The organism is Bradyrhizobium sp. 155 (assembly GCF_023101105.1).
Classification (GTDB): domain Bacteria; phylum Pseudomonadota; class Alphaproteobacteria; order Rhizobiales; family Xanthobacteraceae; genus Bradyrhizobium; species Bradyrhizobium canariense_D.
Map to the genome: position 1 here is coordinate 7,677,774 of NZ_CP064704.1, position 14,607 is coordinate 7,692,380.

Annotated in this window: 15 protein-coding genes; 13 read left to right on the forward strand and 2 right to left on the reverse strand. The window is 65.0% G+C overall.

Features of this window, described 5'->3' with window-relative positions; all coding sequences use genetic code 11:
- Positions 1–33: 33 nt before the first annotated feature.
- Positions 34–354, reverse strand: a complete 321-nt coding sequence (locus IVA93_RS36370) for a hypothetical protein (RefSeq protein ID WP_007603877.1) — start codon at positions 352–354, stop codon at positions 34–36.
- 347 nt (positions 355–701) lie between these two features.
- Between IVA93_RS36370 and IVA93_RS36375 the strand changes: the two genes are divergently transcribed.
- On the forward strand, positions 702–1,895 hold the full coding sequence (locus tag IVA93_RS36375) for a serine hydrolase domain-containing protein (RefSeq protein WP_018455819.1): 1,194 nt from the start codon (positions 702–704) through the stop codon (positions 1,893–1,895).
- Positions 1,896–1,974: 79 nt separating this feature from the next.
- Complete coding sequence (locus IVA93_RS36380) at positions 1,975–3,669, forward strand: AMP-binding protein (RefSeq protein ID WP_018455818.1); 1,695 nt, start codon at positions 1,975–1,977, stop codon at positions 3,667–3,669.
- 133 nt (positions 3,670–3,802) lie between these two features.
- Here the strand turns inward: IVA93_RS36380 and IVA93_RS36385 are convergent, their stop codons facing one another.
- Positions 3,803–4,804, reverse strand: coding sequence for an adenosine kinase (locus tag IVA93_RS36385; protein ID WP_018455817.1), 1,002 nt, complete (start codon positions 4,802–4,804; stop codon positions 3,803–3,805).
- Positions 4,805–4,929: 125 nt separating this feature from the next.
- Between IVA93_RS36385 and murJ the strand changes: the two genes are divergently transcribed.
- The 11 genes from murJ (at position 4,930) to ybeY (ending at position 14,606) form a co-directional block, all read left to right on the forward strand.
- Positions 4,930–6,480, forward strand: a complete 1,551-nt coding sequence (gene murJ / locus IVA93_RS36390) for a murein biosynthesis integral membrane protein MurJ (protein WP_026233033.1) — start codon at positions 4,930–4,932, stop codon at positions 6,478–6,480.
- Between the two features lie 73 nt (positions 6,481–6,553).
- Positions 6,554–7,606, forward strand: a complete 1,053-nt coding sequence (gene trpS, locus IVA93_RS36395; protein ID WP_018455815.1) for a tryptophan--tRNA ligase — start codon at positions 6,554–6,556, stop codon at positions 7,604–7,606.
- A gap of 108 nt (positions 7,607–7,714) precedes the next feature.
- Positions 7,715–8,209, forward strand: coding sequence for a universal stress protein (locus tag IVA93_RS36400; protein WP_018455814.1), 495 nt, complete (start codon positions 7,715–7,717; stop codon positions 8,207–8,209).
- A 174-nt stretch (positions 8,210–8,383) separates the two neighbouring features.
- The gene (locus IVA93_RS36405; RefSeq protein WP_026233032.1) at positions 8,384–8,953 is read left to right on the forward strand and encodes a NifU family protein; all 570 of its coding nucleotides are present in this window, start codon (positions 8,384–8,386) and stop codon (positions 8,951–8,953) included.
- Positions 8,954–9,038: 85 nt separating this feature from the next.
- Positions 9,039–9,737, forward strand: coding sequence for a tRNA (adenosine(37)-N6)-threonylcarbamoyltransferase complex dimerization subunit type 1 TsaB (gene tsaB, locus IVA93_RS36410; RefSeq protein WP_018455812.1), 699 nt, complete (start codon positions 9,039–9,041; stop codon positions 9,735–9,737).
- Positions 9,734–10,216 carry a ribosomal protein S18-alanine N-acetyltransferase gene (rimI, locus tag IVA93_RS36415; RefSeq protein WP_018455811.1) on the forward strand — a complete coding sequence of 161 codons (483 nt, stop codon included), beginning with the start codon at positions 9,734–9,736 and terminating at the stop codon, positions 10,214–10,216. Before tsaB ends, rimI begins: the two co-directional genes overlap by 4 nt.
- Before the next feature lie 38 nt (positions 10,217–10,254).
- Positions 10,255–10,710, forward strand: coding sequence for a Fur family transcriptional regulator (locus IVA93_RS36420; RefSeq protein WP_007598312.1), 456 nt, complete (start codon positions 10,255–10,257; stop codon positions 10,708–10,710).
- On the forward strand, positions 10,711–11,391 hold the full coding sequence (locus IVA93_RS36425; protein WP_018455809.1) for an HAD family hydrolase: 681 nt from the start codon (positions 10,711–10,713) through the stop codon (positions 11,389–11,391).
- Positions 11,392–11,583: 192 nt separating this feature from the next.
- Positions 11,584–12,972, forward strand: a complete 1,389-nt coding sequence (miaB, locus tag IVA93_RS36430) for a tRNA (N6-isopentenyl adenosine(37)-C2)-methylthiotransferase MiaB (protein ID WP_018455808.1) — start codon at positions 11,584–11,586, stop codon at positions 12,970–12,972.
- A 4-nt stretch (positions 12,973–12,976) separates the two neighbouring features.
- On the forward strand, positions 12,977–14,035 hold the full coding sequence (locus IVA93_RS36435) for a PhoH family protein (protein ID WP_081747794.1): 1,059 nt from the start codon (positions 12,977–12,979) through the stop codon (positions 14,033–14,035).
- Positions 14,036–14,096: 61 nt separating this feature from the next.
- The gene (gene ybeY / locus IVA93_RS36440) at positions 14,097–14,606 is read left to right on the forward strand and encodes an rRNA maturation RNase YbeY (protein WP_018455806.1); all 510 of its coding nucleotides are present in this window, start codon (positions 14,097–14,099) and stop codon (positions 14,604–14,606) included.
- Position 14,607 lies beyond the last annotated feature (1 nt).

The following is a 14,607-nucleotide window of genomic DNA, read 5'->3' on the forward strand; positions in this document are numbered from 1 at the left end:
CATCTGCTGGGAGCCAGGCTCGGAGCGGCGGAGTTACGCCGCGCCGCTCAGATAGGTCTCGCGCCGCCCGATCATGCGCTCGGCGGCGGCCTTGGCGTCGGCCTTCGAGGAGGTTGCGCAGGTCCGGTATTCGAGATCAGGAACGTCGGACGCGTTGCGGCGGCCGAACCAGGACTTTGAACCGACCGGCAGCAGCGCCAGCGCCTGTGCCAGATTGTCGACAGCGCCGAAGGAATAAAGTGCGCCGGTGCCGGCGATGCGGACCTCGTAGATGCCGGGCGCGATCGGCGCTTCGAGATTCTCGCCCCGTCCGGGACGGGGATAGCGCTTCCATTCGCTCCAGGTCGAAATCATCTGAGGTCCCCCCTCGCGGCCGGTGGGCGGCCGCCAATTTGCATCAAGTCTTAACGTCGACCGTCGATCGGCCGAGAGCTGAACGCCGCAGCTCACAAAATGTTTCAAGTGCTTCAAACAGTCGAAACATCTCGCCAGCACCCATCCACGGTCACGGCTGGTTGCGGCCATCCACCACAGATTGTGACGGAGTGTTGCAGGTCAGCCGCCTTGTCGTCGTGCGAGGGGAGCCGACCGTCAAGTCACGACATCGCGACCGCGGCAGGTACGCGGATGTGCTTGCCGCGCGGCGCACGCGGGAGGACAATCGATCGCTTCCAACAATAATCAAACCGGAGGAAACGCGGATGCAAGGCAAAGCTGAGATCGACGAGATTCTGCGCCAGAAGAGCGAGGCCAGGGAGATTCCCGGCGTCGTCGCCATCGCCGCCAGCGGTACCGAGGTGCTGTATCAGGGCGCGTTCGGCAAACGCGACCTGTCCAAGCCGGATGCGATGACCGCCGACAGCGTGTTCTGGATCGCATCGATGACGAAGGCGGTGACATCAGCGGGCGCGATGCAGCTCGTCGAGCAAGGCAAGCTGTCGCTGGATGCGCCGATCGGCGAGGTGTTGCCCGATCTCGCCAAGCCGCAGGTGCTCGAAGGTTTCGATGCCAAGGGCGAAGCCAAGCTGCGGCCGGCCAAGGGGCCGATCACGCTGCGCCAGCTCATGACCCACACCGCCGGCTTTGCCTACAACATGTGGAACGGCGATCTCGCGATCCATCTCGAGAAATCCGGCATCCCCGCCATCACCACCTGCCAGAACGCGGCGTTGAAGACGCCGGTTATGACCGACCCCGGCACGCGCTGGGAATACGGCACCAATATCGATTTCGTCGGCAAGGCGGTGGAAGCCGTCAGCGGCAAGCGCCTCGATGCCTATCTGCGCGACAATCTGTTCGCACCGCTCGGCATGAGCGATACCGCTTTCAAGATCACCGACGACATGCGCAAGCGTCTGGTCGGCATGCATGCGCGCGGCGAGGATGGCCAGCTCGCCGCGATCCCGTTCGAGCTCGAGCAGGAGCCGGAATTCCACATGGGCGGCGGCGGCCTTTATTCGACCGCGGCCGACTACATCAAGTTTACCCAGATGATCCTGAACAAGGGCCGCGGCAACGGCAATCAGGTGCTGAAGGCCGAGACCATCGCGACGATGGGGCAGAACCACATCGGCGACCTCGCCATGGGCAAGATGACCACGGCGGCGCCGATGTACACCAATGACGTCGATCTCTATCCGGAGCAGGTGAAGAAGTGGGGCCTCAGCTTCATGATCAACACCGCCAAGACCGCCGAGGGCCGCAGCGCGGGCAGCCTCGCCTGGGCGGGCCTCGCCAACACCTATTACTGGATCGACCCGGCGCGCGACGTCACCGGCGTGATCCTGATGCAGCTGCTGCCATTCGCCGACGCAAAGTGTCTCGAGGCTTTTGCCGGCTTCGAGCGCGGCGTCTATGCCGGGCTCGATGCGGGAAGCGGGCAGAAGGCGGCGTGAGGCGCGCCTGACTCTCACGACGCGTCACGGCCGGGCTTGTTGTCCCGGCCGTGCACGCAGCTGACTGGAGGACACGATCTTGGCAGACAAAGCCGACAGTTACGTTTGCGGCACCTCCGACACGCCGCTGCTCGGCGACACCATCGGGCGCAGCCTCGATCAGGCCGCGCGGCGCTGGAGCGATCGTGAGGCGCTGGTCTCGCCCAGCCACGGCGTGAGATGGAAATGGGGAGAGTTTGCCCAGCGGGTCGACGCGCTCGCCGCCGGCTTTGTCGCGCTCGGCCTCGAACGCGGCGCGCGGATCGGCATCTGGTCGCTGAACCGGCCGGAATGGACACTGACCCAGTTTGCCGCCGCCAAGGCCGGCCTCATCCTGGTGACGATCAATCCGGCCTACCGGCTGAGCGAGCTGGAATTCGCGCTTCACAAGGTCGGATGCAGCGCCATCGTCACCGCGACGGCATTCAAGACCAGCAACTACATGGACATGCTCAACACGCTGTTGCCGGAGCTCGCGAGCGCCAAGCCCGGGCAATTGCGCGCGGCGCGGCTGCCGGCCTTGCGCATCGTGATCCAGATCGGCGGCCCCGCCTGCCCGGGCACGGTCCCGTTCGACGAGGTCGCCGGCATGGGCGGTACCCTGCATCGCGAACAGCTCGCCGCGCTCAGTGCCTCGCTGCAATTCGACGATGCCGTCAACATCCAGTTCACCAGCGGAACGACGGGATCGCCCAAGGGCGTGACGCTGACCCATCACAACATTCTCAACAACGGCTATTTCGTCGGCCGCGCCATGCGCCTGACCGAACAGGACCGCATCTGCATTCCGGTGCCGCTCTATCATTGCTTCGGCATGGTGATGGGCAACCTCGCCTCCGTCACGCTCGGCGCAACGATGGTCTATCCCGGCGAGGGGTTTGATCCGCTCGCAACGCTGCGGACGATCGAGCAGGAAAAATGCACCGCGCTGTACGGTGTGCCGACCATGTTCATCGCCGAACTCGACCACGGCGAATTCTCAAACTTCGATCTGACATCGCTGCGCACCGGCATCATGGCCGGTGCACCCTGCCCGATCGAGGTGATGAAGCGCGTCAACAGCGAGATGAACATGGGCGAGGTCACGATCGCCTATGGCATGACCGAGACGAGCCCGGTCAGCTTCCAAAGCGCCGTCGACGACCCGCTCGATCGCCGCGTCTCGACGGTCGGGCGAATCCATCCGCATGTCGAGGTCAAGGTCGTCGATCTCGAGGGCAAGATCGTCAAGCGCGGCGAACGGGGCGAGCTCTGCACCCGCGGCTACAGCGTGATGCTGGGCTACTGGGAGGAGCCGGAGAAGACCGCGGATGTGCTCGACGCCAACGGCTGGATGCATACCGGCGACATCGCCATCATCGACGACCAGGGTTATTGCAACATCGTCGGCCGCATCAAGGACATGGTGATCCGCGGCGGCGAGAACCTCTATCCCCGCGAGATCGAGGAATTTCTCTACCGCCATCCCAAGATTCAGGACGTGCAGATCTTTGGCGTTGCGGATACCCGCTACGGCGAGGAGCTCTGCGCCTGGATCCGCGTCAGGCCCGGCGAGACGCTGACGAAGGAAGAGGTGCGCACCTTCTGCGACGGCCAGATCGCCCACAACAAGATTCCGCGGTACGTGGAATTCGTCGACGAGTTTCCGATGACCGTGACCGGAAAGGTCCAGAAATTCCTGATGCGCGACGACGTGGAGCAACGGCTTGGACTGAAAGCCGCGAAGACGGCGTGAGCCGCAGCTGTCATTCCCCGCGAAGGCGGGGAATCCAGTACGCCGAAGCTTCTCGATTGAATCACGACCGTCTCGGAGTACTGGATCGCCCGGCCAAGCCGGGCGATGACAGCGAGGATGAGGCTATTCCACCTTAAGACGTCAGCCCGCGCTGCCCGGCGAGCTCCTTCAGCGACACCTGTGGACGCGCGCCGATGTGCTGGATCACTTCGGCGGCCGCGAGCGCGCCGAGTTCGCCGCACTGCTTGTGGGGCAGGTTGCGCGCCAGACCGAACAGGAAGCCGGCGGCGAAGAGATCGCCGGCCCCGGTGGTGTCCACGAGTTTCGCGATCGGAGACGCCGGGGCTGCGACTGCGTCAGTTGGCGTCACCACCACGCAGCCTTTCTCGCTGCGGGTGACCACGCCGAGATTGACGTCGTTGCGCAGCTGCTTGAGCGCGGTGTCGAAGTCCGAGGTCTGGTAGAGCGAATGCAGCTCGGACTCGTTCGCGAACACGATATCGACGGTGCCGTTGCGCATCAGCCCCAGGAACTCGTCGCGATAACGATCGACGCAGAAGGAATCCGACAACGTCAGCGCCACCTTGCGCTTGGCATCATGAGCGATCTTGGCCGCCTTGACGAAGGCGTCCTTGGCGTTCTTGGGGTCCCAGAGATAGCCCTCGAGGTAGACGATGCCGGCCGCGGCGATCTCGGCCGGGTCGATGTCGGCGGGCGACAGGTCCTGCGCGGCGCCGAGATAGGTGTTCATGGTGCGCTCGCCGTCGTCAGTCACCAGGATGTAGGAGCAGCCGGTCGCAGGACCGTCCTTCGCCGCGGGCGTGTTGAAGGCGACGCCGGCCGCGCGGATGTCGTGGACGTAGAGCTTCCCGATCTGGTCGTCCTTGACCTTGCCGACATAGGCGGCGCGCGCCCCGAGGCTGCCGATGCCGACGATGGTGTTGGCGGCCGAACCGCCGGAAACTTCCGTCGCCGGGCCCATGTCCTTGTAGATGGCGGCGGCCCGCGCCTCGTCGATCAGGGACATGCTGCCCTTGGTCATGCCGTGCTTGCCCAGAAAGGCTTCGTCGGTCTTGACCAGCACGTCGAACAGCGCGTTGCCGATGCCGAGAACGTCATATTTCACGTCAGCCATTCACCTTGATCCTGTTTGGCGGATTGCGATACCCGCGGAAATCCGCTTCCTGTCGGTCTGAAATCTGGCTCGCGGCCTATCACGGCCGGCCCTTCGCGGGCAAGCAACGGTATTATGCAGTTCCGATGATCCGCTCCTTCCTGACCGTCTCGACGGGGACACTGGCTTCACGGCTGCTGGGCTTTGCACGCGATTCCCTGATCGCGGCGCTGCTCGGCACCGGCGCCGTGGCGGACGCGTTTCTGGCGGCATTTCAGCTCGTCAATGTGGTGCGGCGCCTGCTCAGCGAGGGGGCCCTGAATGCGGCGCTGATCCCGGCCTGGCTGCGCGTTCGTGACCGCGACGGCGAGGCGGCTGCCGCGGCGTTCGCGGGACGCGTGCTCAGCTCCGTGAGCGCGGGCCTGATCGCAATCTCAATCGTGATTGCACTGCTGATGCGGCTGATCATCATGATCATCGCGCCGGGCTTCGTCGGCAGCGCATCGCTCGATCTCGCCGTCCAGAATGCGCGGCTGATGCTGCCTTATCTTGCCTTCGCGGGACCCGTCACGGTGCTGATGGGCCTGCTCAACGCGCAGGGTCGCTTTGCACTCACCGCGTTCTCGCCGCTGCTGTTCAACATCGCCCTGATCGCTGCGAGCACAACACTCCTGCTGTGGCACGTCGACGCGACCGTCGCCGCGTGGATATTGGCGGCCTCCGTCGGCATCGCCGGCCTGTTGCAGCTCCTGATGCTGCTGTCGCAGCGAAGTGCGCGTCTGGCGACACCGTTGCGCGTGAGCTTCGACAAGGACATGCGCGGCTTCTTCGCCAAGGCGATCCCGGGCATGATCGCGAGCTCCGGCCCGCAATGGCTGATGGTTGCCGGCGCGATCATCGCCTCCGCCACGCCGGCCGCGGTCTCCTGGCTCTATTTCGCCAACCGCTTGATCGAGCTGCCGCTTGGCATTGTCGGCGTCGCCATGGGTACGGTGCTGGTGCCGGAGCTGACGCGCGCGGTGAGGAGCGGTCACCGTGACGCGGTTGCGTATGCGGAATCGCGTGCGCTGGAACTCGCGACCGGGCTGGCATTGCCGGCGACGCTCGGCCTGATCGTGCTGGCCGAGCCGATCGTGCGGCTGCTGTTTGAACACGGCGCCTTTGGCGCGGAGGACAGCGCGACCACGGCGCGCGCCCTGATGTGGCTGGCGCTGGGACTGCCGGCGCACGTGCTGATCAAGGCGCTGTCCCCGACCTATTTTGCCCGCAGCGACACGATGACGCCGCTGCTTGCGACCGCGAAAGGGTTCGTGGTCGCGGTCGCGCTCGCGATCCTGCTCGGTCACTTCTTCGGCGCGAGCGGGATCGCCGCCAGCATTGCCGCCGGCGCCTGGAGCAGTGCGATCTCGCTGCTCCGGAAAGGCACGCGTGAATTCGGCTTCTCGGTCGACGCCGCCGCCCGCAAGCGGCTGCCGCGAATCGTGCTCGCCGCGCTCGCCATGGGCGGCCTGCTGTGGCTGACCGCGGGCCTCTTGCCTTCACAGGCCCATGGGCTCATCCGCTTCATTGCGCTGGGATCACAGATCGCCGCCGGAATCGTCGTCTATGGCTTGCTCCTGCAAATCCTCCGCGTCGCGTCCTGGCGCGAGGCGGCCGGTGCCTTGAAGCGCCCCGCCCAGCCCGATCCCGGCGCCTGAAGTCAGCGAAATTCCCTTGACGGGGCAGCGCCGCTGTTGGAAACGACGCCCCGTATCTTGCAGGGAAGCTGCCATGCCATTCGTTGAACGGGTTTTTTCGGGCGTCCAGCCGACGGGCAATCTGCACCTCGGCAATTATCTCGGCGCAATCGTCAACTTCGTGAAGATGCAGGAAACCCACAACTGCATCTATTGCGTCGTCGACATGCACGCGATCACGCAGGGCGTGGACGTCTGGGGCGGACCAGTCGAGCTCGCGCGCAACACCCGCGAGGTGACCGCGGCGTTCATCGCCAGCGGCATCGATCCGAGCAAGCACATCGTGTTCAACCAGAGCCAGGTCTCGGGCCACGCCGAGCTCGCCTGGATCTTCAACTGCGTCGCGCGCATGGGCTGGCTCGGCCGTATGACCCAGTTCAAGGAGAAGGCCGGCAAGGACCGCGAGAACGCCTCCGTCGGTCTGTTCGACTATCCCGTGCTGATGGCGGCTGACATTCTGCTCTACCGCGCCACCCACGTGCCGGTCGGCGAGGACCAGAAGCAGCATCTCGAGCTGTCGCGCGACATCGCGCAGAAGTTCAACAACGACTTCGCTGAGTCGATCCGCAACCTCGGCGCCAATGACGGCCTGTTCTTCCCGCTGCCGGAACCCTTGATCACGGGCCCGGCGACGCGCGTGATGAGCTTGCGCGACGGCACCAAGAAGATGTCGAAGTCGGATGCGTCGGATAATTCGCGCATCAATCTGACCGACGACGCCGACACCATCGCGCAGAAGGTCCGCAAGGCCAAGACCGACCCGGAGCCGCTGCCGACCGAGGAGAAGGGTCTGGAAGCGCGTCCCGAGGCCGACAATCTCGTCGGTATCTTCGCCGCGCTCTCCGGCCGCTCCAAGGCCGACGTGCTCAGGGATTTCGGCGGCGGCCAGTTCTCCAGCTTCAAGAACGCGCTGGTGGATTTGTGCGTCACGAAGCTCGCGCCGATTGCCGGCGAGATGAAGCGCCTCGTCGCCGACCCCGGCCATATCGACGCGATCCTGAACGATGGCGCCGACCGCGCGCGCGCGATTGCCGACGAGACCATGACGCTCTCGAAGGACATCGTGGGCTTCATCCGTCGGCGCTGATAATAAGTTCGCGAAAACGCGGCCGACGCCACGGCGCCGGCTCGCTTCTGCTCTCCCCAAGTACGACGGAGTGTGGCAGCATGTCAGCGTGGACATTCCGGGACATGCATGACCAGCAAGCGACTTTGCTTCGAGCCGGGTCACAAGCCCAAATGCCTCGTCATCGTCGACGACACCGCCGAATGGGATCGCGCGGTCTATTACGCCAGCCGCTGGGCGATTCGGGCCGGTGGCGGCGTGGTGATGCTCCGCATCATCGAGCCCGAACAGCAGAGCCAGGAATGGCTGGGGGTCGCCGACATCATGCGCGCCGAAGCGCATGAGGCGGCCGAAGCCGCGCTCGACCGTGCCGCCGGCCGCGCCAACGGCATCGCCGCGATCACGCCGGAACGGGTGATCCGCGAAGGCGCTGCGATGGAACAGCTGCTGGCGGTGATCGACGAGGACCCCGACATCGCCATGCTGGTGCTCGCCGCGAACCCGGGCGCGGAAGGCCCGGGGCCATTGGTCGCGCTGCTCGCGCACGCGCTGGGCACGTTCCCGGTGCCGGTGACGGTCATTTCCGGCGCGCTCAGCGACCAGAGCGTGGATTCGCTGTCCTAGACTGCTGCTCGTTCGCCTCGCCCCGTTAGCCGGCAGAGGGAAGAAGCGGGTACCCTAACCCGCTGATATAACAGGTGAACGGCCAGCTTACCCCTTGACCGTGCGTTCGCCGTCGCCATCTGCTAGTGGATAGAGCACGCGCCGGCCTTGAACCGGCGACGTCTGGAGAAAACCATGTTCATTCAAACCGAAGCCACCCCCAATCCCGCCACGCTGAAGTTCATTCCCGGCCGCGTCGTGGTCGACGGCGGACCGATGGAATTTGCCAACCGCGAATCGGCCGCACGCTCGCCGCTCGCCGAAAAGCTGTTCGAAGTCCCCGGCGTCACCGGCGTGTTCTACGGCTCGGACTTCATCACCGTGACCAAGGCGAACGGTGAATGGCAACAGCTCAAGCCCGCGATCCTCGGCGCCATCATGGAGCACTACATGTCCGGCGCGCCGCTGCTCGCCGACGGTGCGGCCGCGAGCGATGTCGATCTCGACGAAGAGGACGAGTTCTTTGACGAAGCCGATGCCGAGACGGTCGACATGATCAAGGATCTGATCGAGACCCGCGTGCGGCCAGCGGTCGCCAATGACGGCGGCGACATCACTTTCCGCGGCTTCAAGGATGGTATCGTCTATCTCAACATGAAGGGCTCCTGCGCCGGCTGCCCGTCATCGACCGCGACGCTCCAGCACGGCATCCAGAACCTGCTCAAGCACTTCGTCCCCGACGTGGTCGAAGTCCGGCCGATGTAGGCTGGGGCCGCAAAGGCGTGGACGGCCGGGACAAGCCCGGCCATGATGACGAGCATTCCATGACGGATGGTGCTACCATCGTTCCATGCTGATCCTTGCCATCGATACCGCGCTGGAAGCGTGCGCGGTTGCCGTTCTCGACACCGATGCCGGCCAGCTCCTCGCGCAGGAGCAGCTTCTGATGAAGCGCGGCCACGCCGAAGCGCTGATGCCGATGATCGCGCGCGTGATGCAGTCAGCCAACCTCGCCTTCACAGCGCTCGAGCGCATCGCGGTCACCATGGGCCCCGGAAGTTTCACCGGCCTGCGCGTCGGCATTTCGGCCGCCCGCGGCCTTGCGCTTGCTGCGAAGCGGCCCGCCGTCGGCCTGACCACCTTGTCGGCCTATGCCGCCGCCGTCGTCGGCCAGAGCGGAGCGGCGCCGGTGATCTCGGCGATCGACGCGCGGCACGACCACGTCTATTTCCAGATCGTGGCCGGTGACGGCAGTCAGCTGGTGCGGCCGGGCGTCGCTCCCATCGACGAGGCGATCGCGGCGTCGCAATTCGGCGCGCCGCATCTGGTCGGCAATGCCGCGAAGATCCTCGCCGAGCGCTGGCCGAAAGATATGCCGCAGCCGGTCGCGGTCGACGCGCAGCCCGCGCCCGACATCGGCTGGGTCGCATGGCTTGGCGCCGCCGCCGATCCCGCGACAAATCCGGCGCGGCCGTTCTATCTGCGGGCGCCCGACGCAAAGCCGCCCGCACAACTGCCGCTTGCAGCACAAGCCGCAAGCTCACGATGAAATGGTTGTCGGAATGGTGGCGCGGCGGTACGGCCGTCGTCGAGCCGGCTGTCGCGCGCGACGTCGCACGGCTTGCGCAACTCCACGGCGCCTCCTTCGCGCGCGGTTGGGGCGAAGGCGAGTTCGAGAGCATGCTCAGCGAGCGCAACACGCTGGTGCACCGGTTGCGGCTCGGCCGCAAGACCGTGGGCTTCGCGGTGTCGCGGATCGGCGCAGACGAAGCAGAGATTCTCTCGATCGCGGTCGATCAGGCCCATCGCGGCCGCGGCCTCTCTCGCACGCTGCTGATGACCCATCTCGGCCACCTGGCAGGACGCGGCGTGCGCACAATATTTCTTGAGGTCGAGGAAAATAACCAGCCGGCGCGGCGGCTCTACGACCGAGCCGGATTCATGGTGGTCGGACGCCGCGAACGCTACTATAAGCAGCCGAACGGGGAACAATTGAACGCACTTCTGATGCGACGTGACTTGTCGTAACATTGATGGCAGAAAGCGCCCCGTCAGGCGGACATCACATGACTGGTCTTAAACCTTCCCCCGCTTCCAAGGCGTCCGGCATCGAGGCGCGCTGTGCCGCCACAGGCATGCGCATGACCGAGCAGCGTCGTGTCATCGCCCGCGTGCTCGCGGAGGCGGTCGATCATCCCGATGTGGAGGAACTATATCGCCGCTGTGTCGCGGTCGACGACAAGATCTCGATCTCGACCGTGTATCGGACCGTCAAGCTGTTCGAAGATGCGGGCATCATCGAGCGCCATGATTTCCGCGAAGGCCGCGCGCGCTACGAGCAGATGCGCGACAGCCATCACGACCACCTCATCAACCTGCGCGACGGCAAGGTGATCGAGTTCACCTCCGAGGAGATCGAGAAGCTCCAGGCGGAGATCGCCCGCAAGCTCGGCTACAAGCTGGTCGATCATCGGCTCGAACTCTATTGCGTCCCGCTCGACGACGACAAACCCACAAGTTAAGTGGCGATCGATCTCGTCATCTTCGATTGCGACGGCGTGCTCGTGGACAGCGAGGTGATCTCCTGTCGCGCGCATGCAGATGTGCTGTCGAGGCACGGCTATCCGATCACATCGGAGCAGGTGCTGGTCCGCTTCCTCGGCGTATCCGAGAAAGATGCACGGCGAATGGTCGAACAGGAGATCGGCCGCAATCTTCCCGATGATCTCGAAAGCCAAGTGAATGCTGCGACGCTGCAATTTTATGCCAGCGATTTGCAGCCGATCACCCATGTGGCCGCAGCGATTGGCGCAATCGATTTGCCCAAATGCGTTGCGTCGAGCGGCACGCCGGAGAAGATCCATCATGGCCTGACCTGCGCCGGTCTCTACGATCTGCTTGCGCCGAACATCTTTTCCGCGAGCCAGGTCGCGCGCGGCAAGCCCGCGCCCGATCTTTTTCTGTTCGCCGCCGCGCAGATGAAAGTCGCGCCGGAGCGGTGCCTCGTGATCGAGGACAGCGTCCCCGGGGTGACCGGCGCGCATGCCGCCGGGATGACCGTGCTGGGCTTTCACGGTGGCAGCCATTGCCCGCCGGGCCACGCTGAAAGGCTCCGGGCCGCCGGGGCCGGATTGACGTTCGACGATATGCGGCAATTGCCGGAGCTGGTCCGGCGGGTCGCGGCGGACACCCTGGCGGGCTGATTCAGGGTATTTTCTGAGTGCAGCTGGCGGCTGCCGGGACACGCACACGCCCGGAATCCCGAGGTTTTGGCGGGATTCCGCACTTCCCGCCAGCGCTCGCCCCGGAATGACAGCCCAAAGGGCGCCAATCGCTGGATTTTCGCCTCCCCAGCCTATATCTGAGGGCGGTCCTCCACCTCAATTCCGGATTCCATGACGCCGCCGCGCAAGCTGCACATCAAATCATATGGCTGCCAGATGAACGTCTACGATGCCCAGCGCATGGTGGACACGCTGGCCCCGGAAGGATTCGTGGAGACGGCCAGCGCTGATGACGCCGACCTCGTCATCCTCAACACCTGCCATATCCGCGAGAAGGCCTCGGAAAAGGTCTATTCGGAGCTCGGCCGCCTGCGCGTCGCCAAGGACGCCGCCGCGCGCGACGGGCGTACCATGCAGATCGCGGTCGCAGGCTGCGTGGCACAGGCCGAGGGCGAGGAGATCGTGCGCCGTGCACCCGCGGTCGACGTCGTGGTGGGACCGCAGAGCTATCATCATTTGCCGCAGCTGTTGAAGCGCGCCGGCAATGAAGGCCGCGCCATCGAGACCGAATTCCCGGCTCAGGACAAGTTCGGCTTCCTGGCCCAGCCCAAGCCCGGCGCGATCCGCGCCCGCGGCATTTCCGCTTTCGTCACGGTGCAGGAAGGCTGCGACAAGTTCTGCACCTTCTGCGTCGTGCCTTACACGCGTGGCTCGGAAGTCTCGCGGCCGGTGACAAAGATCGTCGACGACGTGAAGCGGCTCACCGAGAACGGCGTGCGCGAGCTCACGCTGATCGGACAGAACGTCAACGCCTATCACGGCGAGGGACCGGACGGAAAAAGCTGGCCGCTCGGCAGGCTGCTGGAGCACCTCGCGGCGCTCCCGGGCGTCGCGCGGCTGCGTTATTCGACCAGCCATCCGCGCGATGTCGATGACAGTCTGATTGCAGCCCATCGCGATCTCCATGCCTTGATGCCGTTCGTGCACCTGCCGGTGCAGTCGGGCTCGGACCGGATTCTGGCTGCCATGAACCGGAAACATACCGCCGATGATTATCGGCGTGTCGTCGACCGTTTCCGGTCCGCACGCCAAGACATTGCTTTCTCATCAGATTTTATCGTCGGCTTCCCCGGCGAGAGCGAGCAAGATTTTCTCGCGACCCTCGCGCTTGTCACGCAAATCGGCTACGCTGCGGCATATTCGTTCAAATACTCCGCCCGGCCGGGAACGCCGGCCGCGGACATGCAGGAGACGGTGTCCCCCTCCGAGATGGACCAGCGATTGGAGCGGCTCCAGGAACTGATCGACAGCCAGCAATCGGCCTTCAACAAGGCTGCGATTGGCTCAACGGTCGATGTGCTGTTCGAGCGCCCGGCCCGCAAGGACGGCCAGATCGTCGGCCGCACCGCCTTCCTCCAGCCCGCGCATGTGATGGCCTCCCCGGACATCATCGGACAGATCCTGCCGGTCCGGATCGACAGTCTCGAACGCTACAGCTTCCTCGGTGAGCTCGCCATGGCGCACGAGCCCGCTTTATCGCCCATCGCCACTGGAGCCTGAACCCTTGCCCAAAAGCGCATCGGATTCGTCTTCTTCCATCGCTCCCAGCCGCAAATTTGACCGCGACATGCAGGTTCCGCCCGAGACCCAGGTCGTCATCGATTTCGACGACAACCGCGCCGCGTCCGCGCTAGTTGGCCCTTATGGCCAGCATCTGGCACAGATCGAACGGCGGCTTGGCGTCGTCGTCGATTCCAAGGGCAACCACATCACGATTGGCGGCTCGCGCGACGGCTGCGATGCCGCGCGCCGGGTGCTGGAGACGCTCTACGCCCAGGCCGTGAAGGGACAGGATCTCGACCAGGGCGAGGTCGAGGGCGCGATCCGTGCCGTGATCGCGCAGGGCTCGCTGTTCGAGTTCGATGCCAAGTCGGCCAAATCCACCTTCGACAGCATCAATCTGCGCAAGCGCCCGGTGCGTGCGCGCACGGCGGCGCAGGATTCCTATATCCGCGCGCTGAAGCGCCACGAGCTGGTGTTCGGCATCGGCCCCGCCGGCACCGGCAAGACCTGGCTCGCGGTCGCGCATGCCGCGCAGCTATTCGAGCGCAAGGAAGTCGACAAGATCATCCTGTCGCGCCCGGCGGTGGAAGCCGGCGAGCGGCTCGGCTTTTTGCCCGGCGATCTCCGCGAGAAGGTCGATCCTTATCTCCGCCCGATCTACGACGCGCTCTATGACCTGATGGACGCGCGCATTGTCGAGCGCGCGCTGCAGACCGGCGAGATCGAGATCGCGCCACTCGCCTTCATGCGCGGTCGCACGCTGACCAACGCGGCCATCATCCTGGACGAGGCGCAAAACACCACGTCCATGCAGATGAAGATGTTCTTGACCCGCCTTGGCGAGAACAGCCGCATGATCGTCACCGGCGATCCCTCGCAGATCGACTTGCCGAACGGCCAGACCTCGGGCCTCGCCGAGGCGACGCGCCTGCTGAGCGGCGTCGAAGGCATTGCGCAAGTTCATTTCAAGGCCGAAGACGTGATCCGCCACGAGCTCGTGGCGCGGATCGTCTCCGCCTACGAAGGGTCGCCGCAGCGGCCGGCCGCCGGTAAATCCTGACGAGACAGCAACCGGACCATATGGGCGCGGACACGGCGCCCCTTCGTTCGGAACAAGGACAATGTCACACCCCAACCTTCCCATCACCGAGGTCCTCGTCGTCGCCGATTGCTGGCAGCGGGAGCCCGAATCCGAAGCCGTGATCCAGCGCGCCGTGGCGGCCGCCGCCGAGAATGTCGACGAAGACGTTGCGGAGGCGGAAGTGGCGGTGATGCTGACCGATGATGCCGGCATCCGCACCCTGAACAGCAACTGGCGCGGCATCGACAAGCCGACCAACGTGCTGTCGTTTCCCGCGCTGCAGCCGGAAGGCGACTGGAAGCCTGGCGATGCGCCGCGCATGCTGGGCGACATCGCGATCGCCTACGAGACCATGCGGCGTGAGGCGGACGAGGAACAAAAGCCGTTCGATCATCATTTGAGCCATCTCGCCGTGCACGGTTTCCTGCATCTGGTCGGCTACGACCACGAAAACGAAGACGACGCCGAGGAAATGGAAGCGCTCGAACGAGAGATCCTGGCTCATCTCGGCATTCCCGACCCCTATGCCGACCGCCCAGGGACGCATTGAG